The 19,087-nt window shown below is 71.5% G+C and carries 16 protein-coding genes; 9 read left to right on the top strand and 7 right to left on the bottom strand.

Annotation, left to right across the window (positions count from 1 at the left end):
• Positions 1-78: 78 nt before the first annotated feature.
• Positions 79-2,166 carry a HelD family protein gene (locus ACFS27_RS02165; RefSeq protein ID WP_377179883.1) on the bottom strand — a complete coding sequence of 696 codons (2,088 nt, stop codon included), beginning with the start codon at positions 2,164-2,166 and terminating at the stop codon, positions 79-81.
• A gap of 213 nt (positions 2,167-2,379) precedes the next feature.
• Here ACFS27_RS02165 and ACFS27_RS02160 point away from each other — a divergent pair, with 213 nt between their 5' ends.
• Together ACFS27_RS02160 and ACFS27_RS02155 are read left to right on the top strand one after the other, a co-directional pair.
• Positions 2,380-2,736, top strand: a complete 357-nt coding sequence (locus ACFS27_RS02160; RefSeq protein ID WP_253867517.1) for a DUF3467 domain-containing protein — start codon at positions 2,380-2,382, stop codon at positions 2,734-2,736.
• Between the two features lie 268 nt (positions 2,737-3,004).
• Positions 3,005-3,373, top strand: a complete 369-nt coding sequence (locus tag ACFS27_RS02155; protein WP_377179881.1) for an STAS domain-containing protein — start codon at positions 3,005-3,007, stop codon at positions 3,371-3,373.
• A 54-nt stretch (positions 3,374-3,427) separates the two neighbouring features.
• On the opposite strand, the gene ppgK is transcribed toward ACFS27_RS02155, so the two are convergent.
• Positions 3,428-4,174: a polyphosphate--glucose phosphotransferase gene (gene ppgK, locus ACFS27_RS02150; protein WP_377179879.1), complete on the bottom strand. Its 747-nt coding sequence runs from the start codon at positions 4,172-4,174 to the stop codon at positions 3,428-3,430.
• A 14-nt stretch (positions 4,175-4,188) separates the two neighbouring features.
• Between ppgK and ACFS27_RS02145 the strand changes: the two genes are divergently transcribed.
• Positions 4,189-4,374 (top strand): SPOR domain-containing protein, encoded by a 186-nt coding sequence (locus ACFS27_RS02145; RefSeq protein WP_377179877.1) that lies wholly within the window; start codon positions 4,189-4,191, stop codon positions 4,372-4,374.
• Between the two features lie 8 nt (positions 4,375-4,382).
• On the opposite strand, the gene panB is transcribed toward ACFS27_RS02145, so the two are convergent.
• Entirely contained in the window at positions 4,383-5,213 is an 831-nt protein-coding gene (gene panB, locus ACFS27_RS02140) for a 3-methyl-2-oxobutanoate hydroxymethyltransferase (protein WP_377179875.1), read from the bottom strand.
• A gap of 104 nt (positions 5,214-5,317) precedes the next feature.
• Between panB and glnA (ACFS27_RS02135) the strand changes: the two genes are divergently transcribed.
• Both glnA (ACFS27_RS02135) and ACFS27_RS02130 read left to right on the top strand, forming a co-directional pair.
• Positions 5,318-6,652 carry a type I glutamate--ammonia ligase gene (gene glnA / locus ACFS27_RS02135; RefSeq protein ID WP_377179873.1) on the top strand — a complete coding sequence of 445 codons (1,335 nt, stop codon included), beginning with the start codon at positions 5,318-5,320 and terminating at the stop codon, positions 6,650-6,652.
• A gap of 50 nt (positions 6,653-6,702) precedes the next feature.
• On the top strand, positions 6,703-10,038 hold the full coding sequence (locus ACFS27_RS02130) for a bifunctional [glutamine synthetase] adenylyltransferase/[glutamine synthetase]-adenylyl-L-tyrosine phosphorylase (RefSeq protein WP_377179871.1): 3,336 nt from the start codon (positions 6,703-6,705) through the stop codon (positions 10,036-10,038).
• Here ACFS27_RS02130 and ACFS27_RS02125 read toward each other — a convergent pair.
• Entirely contained in the window at positions 10,023-10,583 is a 561-nt protein-coding gene (locus ACFS27_RS02125) for an AAA family ATPase (protein WP_377179869.1), read from the bottom strand. The genes ACFS27_RS02130 and ACFS27_RS02125 overlap by 16 nt on opposite strands.
• A gap of 122 nt (positions 10,584-10,705) precedes the next feature.
• Positions 10,706-11,596 (bottom strand): LysR family transcriptional regulator, encoded by an 891-nt coding sequence (locus tag ACFS27_RS02120; RefSeq protein WP_377179867.1) that lies wholly within the window; start codon positions 11,594-11,596, stop codon positions 10,706-10,708.
• An 80-nt stretch (positions 11,597-11,676) separates the two neighbouring features.
• Here ACFS27_RS02120 and ACFS27_RS02115 point away from each other — a divergent pair, with 80 nt between their 5' ends.
• Entirely contained in the window at positions 11,677-12,684 is a 1,008-nt protein-coding gene (locus ACFS27_RS02115) for an EamA family transporter (RefSeq protein ID WP_377179865.1), read from the top strand.
• 175 nt (positions 12,685-12,859) lie between these two features.
• Positions 12,860-14,677 (top strand): GTP-binding protein, encoded by a 1,818-nt coding sequence (locus tag ACFS27_RS02110; protein ID WP_377179863.1) that lies wholly within the window; start codon positions 12,860-12,862, stop codon positions 14,675-14,677.
• A 63-nt stretch (positions 14,678-14,740) separates the two neighbouring features.
• Here ACFS27_RS02110 and ACFS27_RS02105 read toward each other — a convergent pair whose 3' ends face one another.
• The gene (locus ACFS27_RS02105; protein ID WP_377179861.1) at positions 14,741-15,586 is read right to left on the bottom strand and encodes an endonuclease/exonuclease/phosphatase family protein; all 846 of its coding nucleotides are present in this window, start codon (positions 15,584-15,586) and stop codon (positions 14,741-14,743) included.
• A gap of 143 nt (positions 15,587-15,729) precedes the next feature.
• Between ACFS27_RS02105 and ACFS27_RS02100 the strand changes: the two genes are divergently transcribed.
• Positions 15,730-16,284 carry a hypothetical protein gene (locus ACFS27_RS02100; RefSeq protein ID WP_377179859.1) on the top strand — a complete coding sequence of 185 codons (555 nt, stop codon included), beginning with the start codon at positions 15,730-15,732 and terminating at the stop codon, positions 16,282-16,284.
• Positions 16,285-16,317: 33 nt separating this feature from the next.
• A complete protein-coding gene (locus ACFS27_RS02095; RefSeq protein ID WP_377179857.1) occupies positions 16,318-17,139 on the top strand; it encodes a DUF1963 domain-containing protein in 822 nt (273 codons plus the stop codon).
• 174 nt (positions 17,140-17,313) lie between these two features.
• Here ACFS27_RS02095 and glnA (ACFS27_RS02090) read toward each other — a convergent pair whose 3' ends face one another.
• Positions 17,314-18,738 carry a type I glutamate--ammonia ligase gene (gene glnA / locus ACFS27_RS02090; RefSeq protein ID WP_377179855.1) on the bottom strand — a complete coding sequence of 475 codons (1,425 nt, stop codon included), beginning with the start codon at positions 18,736-18,738 and terminating at the stop codon, positions 17,314-17,316.
• Positions 18,739-19,087 lie beyond the last annotated feature (349 nt).

The raw sequence follows: 19,087 nt of genomic DNA, 5'->3' as shown, positions 1-19,087 counted from the left end.
TCGGCGGCACTCCTGAAGTGAAAACCATGTCCTTGGCACACGGTCAAGCGTGCGGACGACGACCGTGCGATCGGGACCTCACGCGGAGGCGACCGGCCCCAGCTCCGCCGGCAGGTCGTCCTCGTGCCGGACGACGAGGGACGTCACGGCTCGGGTGAGGCACACGTAGAGGCGGCGCAGGCCCGTGGCGTGGCTCGGCTCGGCCGCCACGATCCCCGCGGGATCGTGCAGCACCACGTGGTCGAACTCGAGGCCCTTCGCCAGCGAGGCAGGCACCAGGTCGAGGTGTGCGTCGAACTCGGAGGAGTCGTCGGCGTGGCCGTCCGGGCCGGGCGCCTCCGGGGCGGAGCGTTCGTCGTCCTGCTCACCGACCACCGCGAAGGTGAGGCCGACGGCGGTGAGCGTGCGGCGCACGGACGGCACGGCGGCGTCGGGCACGATCAGGCCCACCGAGCCCTCGAGGCCGGGGACACCGACGAGGACGTCGTCGAGCGGCGCCGTCGTGATCGTGAGCCTGCCGCGAGCGCGCCGGACCGCGGTGGGCGGCTCGAGGCCGGGCGCGATGCTGGGCAGGAGCCGGGCGGCGAGGTCGATCACGGAGGCGGGCACACGGAACCCGGCGGTGAGCTGCTCCACGTGCCCGTCGGGCTTGGCCAGGTGGCCCAGCACGTCGGACCAGTCGCTCGACGCCCAGGGCGTGGTGGCCTGCGCGAGGTCGCCGAGCACGGTGAGCGAGCCCGTCGCGGCCCGGCGTCCGAGGGCGCGCAGCATCATCGCGGACAGGTCCTGCGCCTCGTCGACGACGATGTGCGCGAGGGACTCCGTCCGGTCCAGCAGGTCGGCCAGCTCGTCGAGCAGCACGGCGTCCGCCGTCGTCCACCGTGCCGACCCGGCGGTGCGGGGCGGGCGGTCCCAGGCCAGGAGGAGCCGTTCCGACTCGGAGAGGATCCCCTCGGCGCACTCGGCGAGGAGCCCCGCGTCGGTGAAGAGCCGGAAGAGCAGCCTGCGGGGGTCGACGGCCGGCCAGACCGCCGCCGCGTAGTCCCGGACGGGCTTGGTACGGGCCAGTACGTCCCACGCCCTGTCGTCGAGGGCGTCGCCGGTCTCCTCGATCTGGACGAGCACCCGGTGCGCGAGCGCGTGCCGCAGCTGGGCGCCGCCAAGGGCGTAGCGCACCTCCCGCGCCCTGATCTGCTCGATCGCTTCCCGCGCCTCGTACGCAGGGACCCGCCAGCGGAAGGAGCCGCGCGGCAGGACCAGCGTCTCCTGCGGGGTGGCGACGTGCGACCAGACGGCGCGTCGCAGCACGGCCGCCATCCGGCCGTCGCCCTTGAGGGTCGCGACGTCGGCGGGCTCGGTGCCGCGCACGGGGGCGTGGGTGCTGACCAGCTCCTCGATGGTCGCCTGCGTGGCGTGGATCTCGCCGAGCGCCGGCAGCACGTCGCGGATGTACCGCAGGAAGCTCTTGTTGGGGCCGACGACGAGCACGCCGCGGCGGGTGAGCTGCTCCCGGTGCGCGTACAAGAGGTAGGCCGCGCGGTGCAGACCGACCGCCGTCTTGCCCGTGCCGGGAGCGCCCTGCACCACCAGGGTGCGTTCGAGCGGCATGCGGACGATCACGTCCTGCTCGGGCTGGATCGTCGCGACGATGTCGCGCATCGGCCCGGTGCGCGGGCGTTCGATCTCGGACTCGAGGATCTCCGAGTGCGCGGTGGTGTGGTCGGCGCCGTCGGCGGCCGGGTCGGCTCGGACCAGGGGCTCGTCCTCGAACCCGGTCAGGTGGCCCCTGGCGAAGCCGTAGCGACGCCGGGCCGTGATCCCCATCGGTTCCTTCGGCGTCGCCCGGTAGAACGGCGTGCTCACCGGGGCGCGCCAGTCCACGACCATCGGCTCGCCGTCGGGGTCGGAGACGTGGCGCCGTCCGATGTGGAAGGTCTCGGCGTTCTCCTCGACGTCGATCCGGCCGAAGAAGAGCGGGATCTCGGGGTCGTCGGTCAGCTGTTCCATCCGCCGCGCGAGCGCTGCCTCCAGGACCTCCGCGCTGACCGGGTCGCCGGCGTAGCGGCCGTCGAGCGCGGCCACCCGCTCCCGCATCCGGCCGAGCTGGAACCGGGCCTCGGCGAGAAACTCCCGTTCTCGGGCGAGCTCTGGCACGTCGGCAGGCATGGGGGACCCTCCAGGAGTCTGCGGGGGACGGGTGCGACTGGGTGCTCGTGGGAACGAACGCGCGAGTGTAGTGCTGGGCGGGCCACCTGAGCGGCACTTTTTCGGCGGGCCGGGCAGCTCCGGTACATATGTCCTCGGAGTCCGTTTCCACTGTCGCGGCAACCAGCCCCACGGTACGGTCGGGGAACCGCCCGGCCAATCGAGGAGCCCCCAGTGTCGTCCGACGAGCTGCCCCAGGAGTTCCAGATCGACGTGCCCGACGAGATGGAGACGGGTGTGCCGGCCGACTTCGCCTCCGTATGGCACACGCCGACGTCGTTCATCCTGGACTTCATCGCCGTGAAGCAGCCGCCGAGCCCGGTCTCCGACCCTGAGTCGGGAGAGGTCACGTCGATCACCGTCCCTGGTCGGGTGGTGTCCCGTGTGCGCATTCCCCCGCAGCAGGTGTTCGAGCTTGCGAAGGCACTCACTATGCAGCTCGACGCATGGGAGAAGGAAAGCGCACCGACCGTACGCAATCCAGGGGTCGCAGAGGGGCCTGATGGCCCAAATCGATCCTCAGAGAATTGAATCTTGTGAATCTTTTTCTTGGACGATTGTCCAACTCGGCGACTGTTTGTCCGATCTGACCGGTAGGATTGTTCCGGTTTGACCGGACAACCGCCGGGTTATACCAGTTCTGTGGGGGAAATGTAAGCCTCGCAGGCTGTTCCACTTGCGATCTTCACGGATGTAGGCTTCCCGTGATCGCGACGAAGGCGTTGCAATCTCCCAGAGTTGCCCGGGGGGTCGGGCGACCCGTTCCGGCGGCCATGTCGGGGAGCAATGAACAGGGGCGATGCAAGTGAGCAACACTGAATTCGATAACAGGGGGCGCACGGGCGGGATCATGTTCGAAGAACAGTCCCGAACGAGTGTCGTGAGTATGTGGGGAGAGATCGACGTCTCCCTGCGCGGCGAGTCGAGTGCTGCGATTGCCAATGCCCTCGAGAGGGCAAAGGCGGTCGTGATCGACACCTCACGGGTGACGTTCATGGACTCGACCGGCGTCGCGTTCCTCATGCAGATGTACACCTATGGGACGCAGGACGGGCTGACCGTCTCCCTGCCGGAACCGCCACCGGTGGTCCGGAGCGTCATCGAGATGCTCGGGGTCGACGCGCTCTTCACCCAGCCGGCGCGACCCGCCGTCGCGCGGGAGGCCTGACCCGGTACCGCCGGCGACCACACCCGGCCCGAGGGCCGGGCGCGGCTGGTCAGGTCAGCGACCTGCGGCGAGTGCCGCGGCGCCGACGATGCCCGCTGCGTTCCGCAGCTGGGCCGGAATGATCGGCGCACGCAGGTGAAGGTGCGGCAGGTACTTCTCGTGATGCTTGCTCACACCGCCGCCCACGACGATGAGGTCGGGGGACAGCAGGTCCTCGACCACGCCGAAGTAACGCTGCAGACGCTCGGCCCACTCGTCCCAGGACAGGTCCTCCCGCTCGCGCGCGGAGTCCGCGGCCCGGGACTCGGCGTCGTGCCCGTCGATCTCGAGGTGTCCCAGCTCCGTGTTCGGCACCAGGATCCCGTCGACCACCAGGGCCGAGCCGATCCCCGTACCAAGGGTCGCGACCAGCACGACGCCCTCGGTGTTGCGGGCGGCTCCGTAGCGCACCTCGCCCACACCGGCGGCGTCCGCGTCGTTCACCGCCACGACGTGCCGGCCGGACGTGCGCTGCACGAGTGCCGGCAGGTCCACGCCGGTCCAGGACTGGTCGAGGTTGGCCATCGAGCGGACGACGCCGTGGTGCATCGGTGCGGGGAAGGCGACGCCGATGGGCACGTCGTCGGGCAGGTCGTAGCTGTTCACGAGGGCCGTGAGCACGTCTGCCACGGCCTGCGGGGTGGACGGGACAGGGGTGGGGATACGAGTCCGCTTCTCCGCGTACTCGCCCGCCGTGAGATCGACGGGCGCTCCCTTGATCCCCGAACCTCCGATGTCGATGCCGAACGCCAGGTCACTCATGCCAGGATCGTCTCATGACCACAGAACAGCAGTACTGGTACAACACCGAGACGGGTGAGGTCGAGGAGGGGCGACGTTCCTCCTGGACGCACCTGATGGGTCCCTACGCCTCGCGCGCCGAGGCGCAGCAGGCCCTGGACAGCGCGAAGTCGCGCAACGAGTCCTGGGAGCAGGACGACGAGGAGTGGCGCAACAAGTAGGTGGTGGGCTACCTGTCGAACGAGTGCTCCTCGTCCGGGAACGACGAGTCCTTGACCTCGGCGACGTAGTCCTGCGCGGCCTGCTGCAGCGCCGCGCCGAGCTCCGCGTAGCGCCGGGCGAAGCGTGGTGACCAGCCGGTCATGCCCGCCATGTCGGTCCACACCAGGACCTGGCCGTCGCAGTGCGGCCCCGCGCCGATGCCGATGGTCGGGATGCGCGCGGCCTCGGTGATCCGCGCGGCGACGTCTGTGGGCACCATCTCCAGGACGACGGCGACGGCGCCGGCGTCCTCCACCGCCTTGGCGTCTCCGGCCAGGCTCTCCACCGCGGCCTCGCCGCGGCCCTGCACGCGCGGCCCGCCCAGCAGGTTCTCCGACTGCGGCGTGTACCCGAGGTGCGCGACGACGGGGATGCCAGCGGAGGTCAGCGCACGGATCTGCGGTACCGACCGGAGGCCTCCCTCGAGCTTGACCGCGTCGGCGCCCGTCTCCTTGAAGATCCGCACCGCCGTCTCCAGCGCCTGCTGCGGCCCGGCCTCGTAGGAGCCGAACGGCAGGTCGATCACCACGAAGGCGCGCTTCGTCGCCCTCGCGACGGCGCGGGCGGCGGGGATCATGTCGTCGACGGTGACGGGGATCGTGGTCGCGTGGCCGTGCATGACGTTCCCGATGGAGTCACCGACGAGCAGGATGTCCATGCCCGCCGCGTCGAAGATCGCGGCGGTCACCGCGTCGTACGCGGTGAGCATCGCGAGCTTCTCACCACGGGCCTTGGCCTCCGCCAGATGGTGCACGCGGACCCTCTTGGGCCCCTGGATGGGTGACGTGTGCGCGGACATGGTTCTCCTGTGGTTCGGGCGGCGTCGGTGCCGCAGGAAAGCCTATGACCGGTCGGCCACACCCGGTACACGCGCCTGTAACAGGTTTAGTGCAAGATGGCCCCATGGACAGGCAGCAGGAGTTCGTGCTCCGCACGGTCGAGGAGCGCGACATCCGCTTCATCCGGCTCTGGTTCACCGACGTGCTCGGTGTGCTCAAGTCGGTCGCCGTGGCACCCGCTGAGCTGGAGTCGGCGTTCAGCGAGGGCATCGGCTTCGACGGCAGCGCCATCGAGGGCCTCACCCGGGTCTTCGAGGCGGACATGGTCGCGAAGCCGGACCCGACCACCTTCCAGGTGCTTCCCTGGCGCGGCGAACGCCACGGCACGGGCCGCATGTTCTGCGACATCCTGACCCCGGACGGGGAGCCGTCGCTCGCCGACTCGCGCAACGTCCTCAAGCGCACCCTCGCCAAGGCGAGCGACCGCGGGTTCACCTTCTACACGCACCCCGAGGTCGAGTTCTACCTCTTCAACCAGCTCACCAAGACCGACTCGAAGCTCGAGCCGGTCGACCAGGGCGGGTACTTCGACCACCTGGCCCGCGGATCGACGCACGACTTCCGTCGCGCCGCGATCACGATGCTCGAGTCCATGGGCATCTCGGTCGAGTTCTCCCACCACGAGGCCGGTCCGGGTCAGAACGAGATCGACCTGCGGTACGCCGACGCGCTGACCACCGCGGACAACCTCATGACGTTCCGCACGGTCGTCAAGGAGGTGGCGCTCGAGCAGGGCGTGTTCGCGTCCTTCATGCCGAAGCCCCTCGCTGACCAGCCCGGGTCCGGCATGCACACGCACGTGTCGCTGTTCGAGGACGACCGCAACGCGTTCCACGAGCCGGGCGCCCAGTTCGAGCTGTCCAAGACGGCACGGCAGTTCATCGCGGGCCTCATGGTGCACGCCGGCGAGATCACGGCCGTCACCAACCAGTACGTCAACAGCTACAAGCGGCTCTGGGGCGGGCAGGAGGCCCCGAGCTACGTGAGCTGGGGCCACAACAACCGGTCCGCGCTGGTCCGGGTGCCGATGTACAAGCCGGGCAAGGGGAACTCGGCGCGGATCGAGTACCGCGCGCTGGACTCGGCGGCGAACCCCTACCTGGCGTTCGCCGTGCTCCTGGCCGCAGGGCTCAAGGGCATCGAGGAGGGCTACGACCTCCTCGACCACACGGAGGACGACGTCTGGGAGCTCACCGCCGCCGAGCGGCGCGCCCTTGGCATAGCGCCGCTGCCGCGCGACCTGGACGAAGCCATCCAGCTCATGGAGCGGTCCGAGCTCGTGGCCGAGACCCTCGGCGAGCACGTCTTCGACTACTTCCTGCGCAACAAGCGCGAGGAGTGGGAGGCGTACAGCGCGCAGGTGACGCCGTTCGAGATCAAGCGGTTCCTGCAGCTCTGATTCCCGTTGCAGGGGTGCTGCGCGTCCGTCCCGCGTCGTAGGGTCAGGGGGTGCAGAGCCGCCGACCCGAGACCCTGACGACCCATCTGATCCGGGCCGGTTTCGCCGACCTCACCCGGTCGGCCGCTCTGTGGCGGGACCCGGACCTGATGTCGGTCCTGGACACCCGGCCGAGAGGGGCCCGAGGCGCGGACCCCGCGTCAGGGCCGCACCGTGGCGCGGTCGCCCTCGACCCGGCCGACACGGCACTGCTGCGGTCGCTCACCGCAGTCGCCGACCCGGACCTCGCGCTCCTGCAGCTCGTCCGCCTCGCCGCGGCGGCGCCGGACCGGCTGCGCCCGGTCCTCGCCGTCACGGAGGGCGAGCCCGCCGAACCCCGTGGCGACTCGGACGACGAACCGCCCCGGCCGTCCGCGCGCGACCGGCTGCTGCGCGTGCTGGGCTCGTCCTCCGCGCTCGGCGACGAGCTCGTCCGCCATCCCGCCCTGCTCGACCTGATCTGTGACGGCGCCTCGGGTACCGACGTGCCGGCAGAGGCGGTCCGCGCCGAGCTGCTCCGGGCCGTCGACGCGGACCCGGAGGCCGGCGAGCCGGTCGCAGGCACCCACGTCCCGGCCGACCGGGCGGCGGTAGCCGAGAACGCTCCGCCGTCGTACACCGACCGGCTGCGCCGCGCGTACCGGGCCCGGCTGCTGCGGATCGCGGCCACCGACGTGACCGCATCCGACCCGACGGTGGTGCTGCCTGCGGTCGCCGCCGCGCTCGCGGACCTGGCGGCGGCCGCGCTCGAGGGCGCGCTGGCCGTCGCCAGGGCGGACGAGGACGACCACGCCGTCGGCGTGCGCCTGGCGGTCGTCGGCATGGGCAAGACCGGCGGGCGGGAGCTGAACTACATCTCGGACGTCGACGTCATCTACGTCGCCGAGCCCGGCCTGCTGCCCGACGGCGCACCGGCGTGCGACGAGGACCACGCCCTGCGGGTCGCGACACGGCTGGCGGGCCGGCTCGCGCAGGTGTGCTCCGGCCCCTCGGCGGAGCCGGCGCTCTGGCAGGTCGACGCGTCGCTCCGGCCGGAGGGCAAGCAGGGCCCGCTCGTGCGGACGCTGGCCAGCCACCTCGCGTACTACGAGCGGTGGGCGGTGACGTGGGAGTTCCAGGCGCTGCTCAAGGCACGCCCCGTCGCGGGCGACCTCGCGCTGGGGGAGGAGTACGGGGCCGCCGTCGGGCCGCTGGTGTGGCAGGCCGTCGAGCGGCCCAACTTCGTCGAGGACGCCCGCGCCATGCGCAAGCGCGTCGAGGACAACGTGCCGGTGGCCGAGGCCGACCGCCAGGTCAAGCTCGGCAAGGGCGGCCTGCGCGACGTCGAGTTCACCGTGCAGCTGCTGCAGCTCGTGCACGGGCGCGCGGACGAGGACATCCGGTCGCGGACCACGCTGGACGCGCTGGCGGCCCTCTCGCGCGGGGGCTACGTCGGACGTGAGCACGCCCGCCGGATGGGGGAGTGCTACCGGTTCCTGCGCGCCCTGGAGCACCGGATCCAGCTCTTCCGGCTGCGTCGTACGCACCTGATGCCGACCGCCGAGGCCGAGCTGCGGCGGATCGCCCGCGGCCTGGGCCGTGGTGGCGCGGACGATCTCGTCAAGACGTGGCGGTCGGTCCGCCGCGAGGTGCGCGACCTGCACGAGGCCGTCTACTACCGACCGCTCCTTCCTGCGACGGCCCTCCTGTCGACCGGCGAGGCGTCGCTGGCGCCGCGGGCCGCGATGGCCCGGTTCGCCGCGATCGGCTACCGCGACCCGGCGGGCGCCATGCGCCACGTCCAGGCCCTGACCGACGGCGTCTCGCGGCGTGCGGCGATCCAGCGTCAGCTGCTGCCGGTGCTGCTGGGCTGGTTCGCCGAGGGCGCCGACCCGGACGAGGGCCTGCTCGCGTTCCGGAAGCTGTCGGACACGCTCGGCTCCACGCACTGGTACCTGAGGCTGCTGCGCGACTCCGCCGAGGCAGCGTCGCGGCTGGCGCAGGTGCTCTCCTCGTCGCGGTACCTCGCCGACGCCATCGGGCGGTCGCCCGAGTCCGTGCGCTGGCTCGCGGAGTCCGACTCGCTCGCGCCGCGCGGGGTACGGCGGCTGGCGGCGGAGGCCGACGCGCTGCTCGGCCGGGCGCAGGAGGTGGACGGTGCCACCGTCGCGCTCCGTGCGCTGCGGCGGCGTGAGCTGGCTCGTACCGGAGTCGCCGAGGTGCTGGGCGCCCTGGGGCCGGTCTCGGCGGCGAAGGCCATCTCGGACGCCGCCGACGTCGTCCTGGCCGGTGGGCTGCGGATCGCGGAGCACGAGGCGCGCGCCGAGCGGCGGGTCGCCCGCGGGGACGAGCCCGCGCGCCTGCTGATCGTCGCGATGGGCCGCCTCGGCGGTCAGGAGCTCGGGTACGGCTCGGACGCCGACGTCATGTTCGTGTACGAGGCGGTGGGCGGCGCGGGCGACAAGGAGGCCAACGACTACGCCCTGACCGTGGCGAAGGACCTGCGGCGCATCCTCTCCGCCGTCGGGCCCGAGCCCGGCCTGCCCGTGGACGCCGACCTGCGGCCCGAGGGCCGCAACGGGCCTCTCGTGCGGTCCTTCAAGTCCTATGTGGAGTACTACAGCCGCTGGTCCTCCCCCTGGGAGGCGCAGGCCCTCCTGCGGGCGCGCGCTCTCTCCGGCACGCTGAGCGTGGTCGCGGCAGGCGGCCCGGAGGAGGGCGCGGTGGCGGCCTCGCTGTCGGACGGCGGTGCGGCCGGTGCGGCTGCCGGCGGCGTGCCCGACCTGGGCCGTGAGCTCGACCTGGGACCCGGTGCCGAAGGTGGCGCGTCGCTGGGCGCGCGGTTCACGGCGCTCATCGACCCCCTGCGCTACCCCGAGGGCGGGCCGGACGCGGCGGTCCTGCGCGAGGTCCGGCGTATCAAGGCCCGCGTGGAGTCGGAGCGGCTGCCGCGCGGCGCCGACCCCGCGCGGCACCTGAAGCTGGGCCGCGGCGGGGTGTCCGACGTCGAGTGGACCGTCCAGCTGCTGCAGCTGCAGCACGCGTACGCGGTGCCGGGCCTGCGGACCACCGGCACCGTCGCCGCGCTGAAGGCGGCACGGGAGGCCGACCTCCTGACCGACGACGACGCCGAGGTGCTCCTGGAGGCCTGGCGCCTCGCGTCGCGGCTGCGCTCGGCGATCGTGCTGTGGTCCGGCCGGACCACCGGCTCCGGCGTCGACATGCTGCCGCACGACAGCCATGCCCTGACCGGTATAGCGCGCCTGCTCGGGGACGTCGGCACGGGGCCGGAGCTCGAGGAGCTGTACCTGCGGCTCGCCCGGCGGGCACGCACGGTGACGGAGCGGGTGTTCTACGGCGCGGAGTGACCCAGGCGGGCAGCGATCTCCTTGGCGACCTCGGCAGGGCGCAGCAGCGTCGTGTCGATCACCTCGGTACGTTCGCTGAGCCAGGGGAGCGCCGCGCGGTAGTCGGGGGCTCGGTGGCGCCGCCAGCCCACGCCCTCGTCGTGGATCTTGATCTCCTCGATCGTGGCAGTGGTGACGGTGTCTCCGGCGATCCGGCGCTCGTGCTCCGCGGGGGTGGAGTCCAGCGTGAAGGCGCGTACCTCCACGCCCGCCGTGGCGAGGCCCGACATGATCTCGTCCCAGTACCGCTCGACGACCACCGTCTGCGGGGCCACGACGGTGCGGTTCGTGTGGCGGTCCAGGGAGGTCAGGGCCGCGACGACCAGCTCGCGCCACGGGCGCCAGTCCTGGAAGTCGGACACCGGTTCGATGCCGCTCAAGGTCTGGACGATCGCCTCGCCCAGCTTCTCCGGGTCGAACACGACCGCATCCGGCAGGAGGGCGTCGAGCTCGGCCGCCGTGGTGGTCTTGCCGCCGCCGAACGGTCCGTTGAGCCACAGGATCATGCAGGCAGGCTAGCGCCCCGCCGGCGGTGACCCCGCGCAGCCCGGCGCGCGCCGACGCGCTGACACGTGTCTTGCCGAGCTGCTCGGTGACGTGGCCGACGTCGAGGTGGTGCCGTAGAAGGTCATGCGGAGACCGGCGGCAGCCCGATCGCCGTCAGGAACGCGCGCGTCGCCGGCGTGGGCCCCGGCTTGCTCCAGACGACGTACTCGACGCGGCTCGGGGCGTCCGTCACGGTGACGACCGCCAGCCCGGCGAGCTCGGGTGCCCGCCGGAGATAGGCAGAGGGCAGGAACCCGATCGCAAGCCCGTGGCGGATCACCTGTGCCATGAGATGCGCGTCGGTGACCTCGAAGGCCACGTCCCGGCCGAGCCCGGAACGCGCGAAGGCCTGATCGGTCTGGGCCCGCCCGGCAGACCCGTACGGGAAGTCGACGAACGGCTCGGCCGCGAGGTCCGCGAGACCCAGGTCGTGGGCACCCGCCAGCGGATGGTCCGGGGCGAGCACGGCGACCAGGCGGTCGCGGGCCAGCTCATGGCAGCACACGCCCGTGGGCCGTGCGGTGCTCGGCAGGCCGAGGAACGCCACGTCGAGCCGGCCGCCGGCCACGCCCGCCGTCAGCTCGTCGCTCGGCCCGGTGCGCAGCGAGACACGCACCTGCGGGTGGCGGTTGCGCAGGCCACGCAGGGCAGCGAGCACGTCGACCGCTGCGACCGTCGGGATGACGCCGACGCTGAGCCGCCCTCGTACCTCGCCGACCGTCGCCGCCGCGTCCGCCGCGGCGCGCTCGGCTGCCTCGAGAGCCTGCCGGGCGGCAGGGAGGAACGCCTCGCCCGCCGGTGTCAGGCGGACCTGGCGGCTCGTGCGGGCGAAGAGCGGGGCACCCAGCTCGTGCTCGAGCCGCTTGATCTGGTGGCTCAGGGCGGACTGGACCACGTGACAGCGTTCGGCTGCCCTGGTGAAGTTCGACGTCTCGGCGACCGCCACGACGTAGCGCAGCTGTTGCAGCTCCATGCGATCAATCGTGCAGCACGATCGATGGCATGAAAAGGATGTGTTGGACTCATGACTGGATCGGCCCAAGACTGGGCACCATGACCACCACGACGCTCCTCCCGAGCCTTGGCCGGGGCCGTACCGCGGCGCTCACGGTCGTGACCGCACTCGCCCCGATGGTCTGGGGCACCACCTACTTCGTCACCACCGAGATGCTTCCCGCCGGGCACCCGCTCTTCGCCGGCCTCGTGCGTGCGCTTCCCGCCGGCCTCGTCGCCGTCGCGATCGGCGCGGTGCTCGGCAGGGTCTCCCGCTCGGCGGCAGGCACGGCGGCAGGCAGAGCGCTGCCCCGCGGCTCCTGGTGGTGGAAGAGCGCTGTGCTCGGCATCCTCAACATCGGCCTGTTCTTCCCGATGCTCTTCATCGCCGCCGAGCGGCTGCCGGGCGGAGTGGCGGCCACCTTCGGCGCGATCACGCCGGTGGTCGTCGCCCTGCTCGCGCTGCCGGTGCTCGGCGAACGCTGGTCAGCATGGAAGCTGCTCTGGGGAGCCGCCGGCGTCGTCGGCGTCGGCCTCGTCGTGCTCGGTCCGGACGCGCGGCTCGACGTCGTCGGCGTCGTCGCAGGGCTCGGCGGTGCCGTCTCCATGGCACTCGGCGTCGCCCTGACCAAGCGCTGGGGGCGCCCCGACGGGGTGGGCCCGATCTCGTCCGCCGGCTGGCAGCTCACCGCGGGCGGGCTCTTCCTCGTCCCGGTCGCACTCCTCGCCGAGGGTGCGCCGCCCGCGGTCGACGGCAGGGCGGCCCTCGGCTACCTCTGGCTCGGCCTGGTGGGCGGCCTCATCGCATACGTGCTCTGGTTCCGGGGGATCGGGCGACTGCCCGTCACGTCCGTCGCCTTCCTCGGCCCGCTCGCGCCCCTGGTGGCCGCTGGGATCGGCGTCGGCGTGCTCGGCGAGACCCTGACCGCCGTCCAGGTGGCTGGGCTCGTGCTGGCGCTCGCTGCGGTGCTCGCCGGGCAGCTCCCGCGCGCTGAACGCGTGCGCACCGCGCATTCCCTCCAGCGGACTTCCCGCCACGGTAGCGCGGACTGCCCTGGGTACCCATAGGTACGAGCGGAACCGGTCTTCCGCAGGACCGGCCGTGACCCGAGCGGAAATACCGTTGATCTGATCGCACCCGTCGGAGCATCGTGGTGCGCTACCCGACCCGAGCGATTGGAACCGACGATGACAGCTGTCACGCCCCGTGCCCTGACCCTCCGCACCTCGGACGTGACAGCCTTTGTCGTACCTCAACCTCGGGATCGTCGCCCATGTCGATGCCGGTAAGACCAGCCTGACCGAACGCCTGCTGCACCACGCGGGCGTGATCGACCGCCCCGGCACCGTGGACGGCGGCGACACCACCACCGACACGCTTGCGCTGGAGCGCGAGCGTGGCATCACCATCCGCGCGTCCGTGGCGTCCTTCCCCGCCGGGGACGTCACCGTCAACGTGCTGGACACGCCCGGCCACCCGGACTTCATCGCCGAGGTGGACCGCAGCCTTGCCGTGCTCGACGGCGCGGTGCTCGTGCTGTCCGCCGTCGAGGGCGTGCAGGCGCAGACCCTCGTGCTGATGCGCGCCCTGCAGCGTCTGCGCCTGCCGACGATCGTGTTCGTGAACAAGATCGACCGCCGCGGGGCACGCCCGCACGCGGTGGGCGACGCCGTCGCCCGACGCCTCAGCCCCGACGTGCTCCCGGTGCAGCGGGTCCACGCGGCCGGCGTGCCCGACGCCCGGGTCGAGCCGCTCCCTGACGACGGCCTGCACACCTGGCTCGCGGACGAGTCACGACGGGGGAGCGCTCATCCCGTGCTGTTCGGCTCCGCGGCGACGGGCGCCGGTGTGCCCGAGCTGGCCGCCGCCCTGGGGACCTACCTGCCGGTGGTGAACGCTCACGAGCGCGCGGACGCCCGGTCCGGCGTCGTCTTCGCCATCGACAGGGCGGGTGGCCGGAAGCGCGCGTTCGTGCGGATGCGGTCGGGCGCCCTGCAGGTCCGCGACACGGTGGACCTCGGCCATGGCCGGGCCGAGCGGGTCACAGGTCTGCGCATCGCACACCGGGGGTCGCTGGAACAGCGCCCGACGGCGGAGGCCGGGCAGATCGCTGTCGTGCAGGGGCTGTCGACGGCGCGGGTCGGCGACGTCGTCGGGCGGGCGCTGCCAGGGGACGAGCGGGCGAGCCAGTTCCCGCCGCCGTCGTACGAGACGGTGGTCGACGTCGGCCCGGCCGACCGCGGGCGGTTGTACGCGGCGCTCACCGAGCTGGCCGAGCAGGACCCCCTGATCCGGGTGCGGCGGCGGGACGAGGAGATCACCGTCTCGCTGTACGGCGAGGTCCAGCGGGAGGTGCTGGCCGCCGTCCTCCAGCGGGAGTACGGGGTCGAGGCACGGTTCGGGGAGGTCCGCACGGCGCGCCAGGAGCGGATCGTCGGCACCGGGCACGCACTCGAGGTGAAGAGCCAGGACGGCAACGAGTTCCTGGCCACGATCGGGCTGCGGGTCGAACCCGCACCGGCCGGCTCGGGCGTGACGTTCGAGCTGGAGTGCGAGCGAGGGTCGATGCCGCCTGCCTTCTTCGACGCCGTCGAGGGCACCGTGCGCAGGGAGCTGGCCCGCGGGCCGGTGCGGTGGCCGATCCCGGACGCCCGGGTGGTGATGACCCACTCGGGCTACGCGCCGCGGCAGAGCCACATGCACCAGAAGTTCAACAAGGCGATGTCCAGCACCGGGGCCGACTTCCGCGGGCTGACACCGCGCGTGCTGGCCGCCGCCGTCCGGCGAGCGGCCACCGTGGTGTGCGAACCGGTCCACCGGTTCGTGATCGAGGCGCCTGACGACGTCGTCGGGCCGGTGACCTCGCTGGTGGGACGACTGGGCGGCGTGCCGTTCGAGTCCCGTGTCGACGGCGTGGGAGTCGCCGTCGTACGGGGCGAGATCCCGGCGGCGGGGGTCGCCGCTCTCCAGCGCGACCTGCCTGGGTTGACCCACGGTGAGGGTGCGTGCCAGACGGAGCACGACCGGTTCGAGCCGGTGCGGGAGGTGGCCAGGGCGTGAGCGCCGTCAGGTGACGATGCGGTAGCTGCCAGGAACGCGGCCGGTGGGGCAGCCCGTGTCTGGTCAGCTCCCGCCCGGAGGTGCGACGAGGTCCGCGAGGACGCCGTAGTGGTCGCTGGCCCACACCCCGTCGACGGGCTGGTCCAGCACGCGCCGGCAGCCGGCGACGAGCAGCGTCGGGCCGCGCAGGCCGCTGCGGACCAGGATGTGGTCGATCTTCCGGGACACCGCCGTGGTGAACTCGCCCTCCCGGACCAGGGGGTTGGCCAGCTCGAACGTGTGCCCCGGATCGTCCGGGTGGGCGTACTCCCAGGCGTCCTGATAGCAGACGCTCAGCTGCTCCGCGGTGCTCCGGCCACGCCAGAACCGCATGCTGGCGGAGTCAGGGGCGGCATCGAAGTCACCGATCACCAGGGCATGGAGGCTCCGGTCACCGATGTGGTCCTCCATCGCCCGTGCGACCAGAACTGCCTGCCGCTCCCGCTCCAGCTCGAACGGGAGGGGCCAGCTCGGCTTGTGATGCGCGACGACCATCGGGCCAAGGGGCGTTCCGAGCTCGACGAGGACAGCGGCACACCAGGGCAGCACGCTGCGGCTGGCCTCGCTGACCCGCAGGTCGACCTCGGCGATCACGCGGTGCGGCCAGCGGGTCGCGAGGGTGCCTGCGATGCCGTCGTCGGACGGGCGGGAGAAGCTGGCGAGGTGGTAGCCCGGCCCGAGCAGGCCGTCCAGGACCTCCGGCGTGCCGACCGGCACCTCCTGGAGCGCGACGATGTCGGGGTCGAGGGTGCGGATCGTCTCGCCGATCAACGGACGGCGGCGGTCCCAGCCGGGATTGCCGGGGCCGAAGACGTTCAGGGTGAGGACCCGGACGGTGGGTGCCGCGTGCGGGGTCGAGGAGGGTGCCATCACCGCATCGTGCAGCGGTCGCGTGTGTCGGGCCACCCAAGGACCCGGCGTCCGACCTTGTCGGGGTGGTCACCCGATCGGGGGAGCGGGGTTCCCATCGCCGGGTGATCCGGCGGGTGCTCGCGCCGACCACGATCGGTGACATGACCTACACAACAGACTCTCTGCTCCGGCCTGCCCAGGGCGTCAGCGCTTCCGCGCGGCGCCTGGCGCACGTCCTGGCTCTGATCACGCTCCCGTCCGGCCTGTGGCGGATCGCTCTGGTGGCGGGGCTGCCGGTCGTGAGCTCCGCGATCGTGCTTCCGCTCTCCGAACGGGTCCAGATCGTGGGGCTCTCGCTCGTCGCGGAGGTGCTGGCAATGCTGTCCCTCGGCCTGGTCCAGCGGTGGGGTGAGGAACTGCCCGGCTGGCTGCCGCTCATCGGCGGACGGCCGGTCCACCGGCTCGCGGCGACCATCCCGGCCGCGGTCGGAGCGACCGCGCTCACCGGGATCTGGACGTTCGCCGTCGTCGGCGTGGTGAGCCGGGTGGTCGGTGGCGGGCTCGACTCCTTGTTCCCGACGGCCCTGCAGAAGGCGGTCCTGCTGGTCTGCTACGTGCCGCTGCTGGCCTGGGGCCCGCTGCTCGCCGTGCTGACCGTCGCGTACTTCCGCCGTCGGACGCCGGGGGCCGTGCGGGTTGTCAGTGGCCGGGACTAGGGTCGCCGGGTGACGGATGATGAACTTCGAGAAATGCTGGTTCCCTTTCGTACCCGGGCAGTCGAGGAGGGGTACCCGTGGGAGGACATCGACCCGCTACCGGCCGACGAGGTGGACCGGTGGATCGGTCACGTCCGGCCGTGCGCGGTCCTGACAAGTGGCGCAGACGGGCCGGTCGCCGGCGCGTTCGGCGGGCCGCTGCTGCTGCCCGCCGAGGTCCCGGACCCTGTGTACCCGTACCTCGCGTCCGTCGACTTCGCCGCGCTGCCAAAGGACGCGACGGACCTCCCTCTGCCGTCCGACGGACTCCTGCTGCTCTTCGCCTCACTCGATGAGCCGGACGGCGAGGGGAACTACGGCCAGGCCATCTATGTCCCGGTCGGCACACCGGTGGAGGAACGCGACAAGAACACCTGGAACGGCTACCCGGGTGATGACCACTACCAGCGGATCGTCGACTCGTACCCGCAGGGCGAGCTGAGGGCCAGGACCGAACCAGACCTGCCGTACCACCAGCTTCCCGGGTTCCCGAACGCTGACGAGCTGGTCGCTGTCTGGTGCGACACCGCCGACCGGAGCGGGCATCTACAGGTCGGCGGGTACGCGGACCAGGAGGACTCCGACCCGGACCCCCTGGAACGCCTCGCGAGCAGCGCGGTTCGCGAGGTGAGGCTGGGCCGCTGGGGCGGCGGTGAGCCGGTGTCGGGCGCCGTCGAGGACTGGGTTCTGCTGGCTCACTGGAACCCGAGCATCAGCGGTCGGGAAGGCGCGGACGTGCAGTGGGGAATCCAGCGGGCGGACCTGGAGGCCCGTCGCTTCGACCGCACCTTCAGCACCGTCTACTGGAATCCCTGACAGAGGCCGGACAGGTAAGCGCGAAGACGACGCTCGACTCGTGCACGTACCTGTCGCCGGACGCAGAAGAGTCCACGCGGGCCGCCACCGGGAGGTGACTGCGGCTCGCGTGGACTCTTCAGTGGCTAAGGGGTCGAAGAAGACCCCGGAAGCCCGGAATCCGGCCGGTCAGGCTCAGATGTCGTAGTAGAGCTCGAACTCGTGCGGGTGCGGCCGCAGACGGATCGGGTCGATCTCGTTCTCGCGCTTGTACGCGATCCAGGTCTCGATCAGGTCCTCGGTGAACACGTCACCGGCGGTGAGGTACTCGTGGTCCGCCTCGAGGGCGTCCAGCACGCCGCCGAGCGACGTCGGCACCTGTGCGATCTGCGCGTGCTCCTCGGGCGGAAGCTCGTACAGGTCCTTGTCGACCGGGGCCGGCGGCTCGATGCGGTTCTTGATGCCGTCGAGGCCGGCCATCAGCATCGCCGAGAACGCCAGGTACGGGTTCGACGACGGGTCCGGCGCGCGGAACTCGATGCGCTTCGCCTTAGGGGACGTACCCGTGATCGGGATACGGATCGAGGCGGACCGGTTGCGGGCCGAGTACACGAGGTTCACGGGGGCCTCGAAGCCCGGCACCAGGCGGTGGTACGAGTTCACCGACGGGTTGGTGAACGCGAGCAGCGACGGCGCGTGCTTGAGCAGGCCGCCGATGTACCAGCGGGCGAGGTCGGACAGGCCGCCGTAGCCCTTCTCGTCGTAGAACAGCGGCTCGCCGTTCTTCCAGAGCGACTGGTGCGAGTGCATGCCCGAGCCGTTGTCACCGAAGACCGGCTTCGGCATGAACGTGGCCGACTTGCCCGCCTCGAACGCGACGTTCTTGATGACGTACTTGAACTTCATCACGTCGTCCGCTGCGTGCAGCAGGGAGTTGAACTTGTAGTTGATCTCCTGCTGGCCGGCGGTGCCCACCTCGTGGTGCGCGCGCTCGACGGAGAGACCGACCTGGCCGAGGACCTTGACCATGTCGTCACGCAGGTCCGCGAAGCGGTCGCTGGGCGAGGTGGGGAAGTAGCCGCCCTTGTAGCGGGTCTTGTACCCGAGGTTGCCACCCTCCTCCTCGCGGCCGGTGTTCCATGCGGCCTCGACGGAGTCGATGGAGTAGAAGCTCTCGTTCGGCGACGTCTTGAAGCGCACGTCGTCGAACACGTAGAACTCAGCCTCGGCGCCGAAGAAGACGGTGTCGGCGATGCCGGTCGACTTCAGGTAGGCCTCGGCCTTGGCCGCGATGTTGCGCGGGTCGCGAGCGTAGGCGTCACCCGTGAACGGGTCCACGATCGAGAAGTTCACGATCAGCGTCTTGGCCTTGCGGAACGGGTCGACGAACGCCGTCGTGATGTCCGGCACGAGCTTCATGTCGGACTCGTGGATCGCCTGGAACCCGCGGATGGACGAGCCGTCGAACATGAGGCCCTCGCTGAAGGCGTCCTCGTCGAACTGCTCGACCGGGATGTTGAAGTGCTGCGTGACGCCCGGCAGATCGATAAACCGGACGTCGACGAACTCCACCCCCTCGTTGCGGGTGAAGGCGATCGCCTCCTCGGCGTTCTTGAACATCTGCGCTCCTTGCTCGCTCGATAAGTTCAGGGGGAGTCCGTCGGGACCGTGCCGTGACGAGCTGGGGCACGGTCGCTTGGGATCGCCATGAACCTATGGGCAGGTGGTTTCTCTTTGGTTACCGGTTGTTGCCGGGATGTTTCTCGGGTCTCTCGGCCGCGTCATCCCGGGGAGATGCGCTGGTAGCGGCTCCTCCAGCGCTGCCACAGAGTGCCAGAAGTCACATCAACCCGCCGGGCGGCGTCCGTCCACCGGACGGATGAAGACAGGCAAAGAGGGCGCCTTCAGCGGGCAAGGCGCCCTCTTTGCCATGGTCGGCCGGCAGTTGCCGGACGGCGTCGATGGCAGG

The sequence above is a fragment of the Promicromonospora vindobonensis genome (genome assembly GCF_042685865.1).
GTDB classification, from domain to species: domain Bacteria; phylum Actinomycetota; class Actinomycetes; order Actinomycetales; family Cellulomonadaceae; genus Promicromonospora; species Promicromonospora vindobonensis.
The sequence above is the reverse complement of the archived record's forward strand: the minus strand, read 5'-3'. Positions and strand labels throughout refer to the sequence as shown.

Bases quoted from the DNA above. Each gene is read 5' to 3' on its own strand.
- ACFS27_RS02165 (WP_377179883.1), bottom strand. From the start codon at position 2,166: ATGCCTGCCGACGTGCCAGAGCTCGCCCGAGAACGGGAGTTTCTCGCC.
- ACFS27_RS02155 (WP_377179881.1), top strand. From the start codon at position 3,005: ATGCAAGTGAGCAACACTGAATTCGATAACAGGGGGCGCACGGGCGGG.
- ppgK (WP_377179879.1), bottom strand. From the start codon at position 4,174: ATGAGTGACCTGGCGTTCGGCATCGACATCGGAGGTTCGGGGATCAAG.
- ACFS27_RS02145 (WP_377179877.1), top strand. From the start codon at position 4,189: ATGACCACAGAACAGCAGTACTGGTACAACACCGAGACGGGTGAGGTC.
- panB (WP_377179875.1), bottom strand. From the start codon at position 5,213: ATGTCCGCGCACACGTCACCCATCCAGGGGCCCAAGAGGGTCCGCGTG.
- glnA (WP_377179873.1), top strand. From the start codon at position 5,318: ATGGACAGGCAGCAGGAGTTCGTGCTCCGCACGGTCGAGGAGCGCGAC.
- ACFS27_RS02125 (WP_377179869.1), bottom strand. From the start codon at position 10,583: ATGATCCTGTGGCTCAACGGACCGTTCGGCGGCGGCAAGACCACCACG.
- ACFS27_RS02120 (WP_377179867.1), bottom strand. From the start codon at position 11,596: ATGGAGCTGCAACAGCTGCGCTACGTCGTGGCGGTCGCCGAGACGTCG.
- ACFS27_RS02115 (WP_377179865.1), top strand. From the start codon at position 11,677: ATGACCACCACGACGCTCCTCCCGAGCCTTGGCCGGGGCCGTACCGCG.
- ACFS27_RS02105 (WP_377179861.1), bottom strand. From the start codon at position 15,586: ATGGCACCCTCCTCGACCCCGCACGCGGCACCCACCGTCCGGGTCCTC.
- ACFS27_RS02100 (WP_377179859.1), top strand. From the start codon at position 15,730: ATGACCTACACAACAGACTCTCTGCTCCGGCCTGCCCAGGGCGTCAGC.
- ACFS27_RS02095 (WP_377179857.1), top strand. From the start codon at position 16,318: ATGCTGGTTCCCTTTCGTACCCGGGCAGTCGAGGAGGGGTACCCGTGG.
- glnA (WP_377179855.1), bottom strand. From the start codon at position 18,738: ATGTTCAAGAACGCCGAGGAGGCGATCGCCTTCACCCGCAACGAGGGG.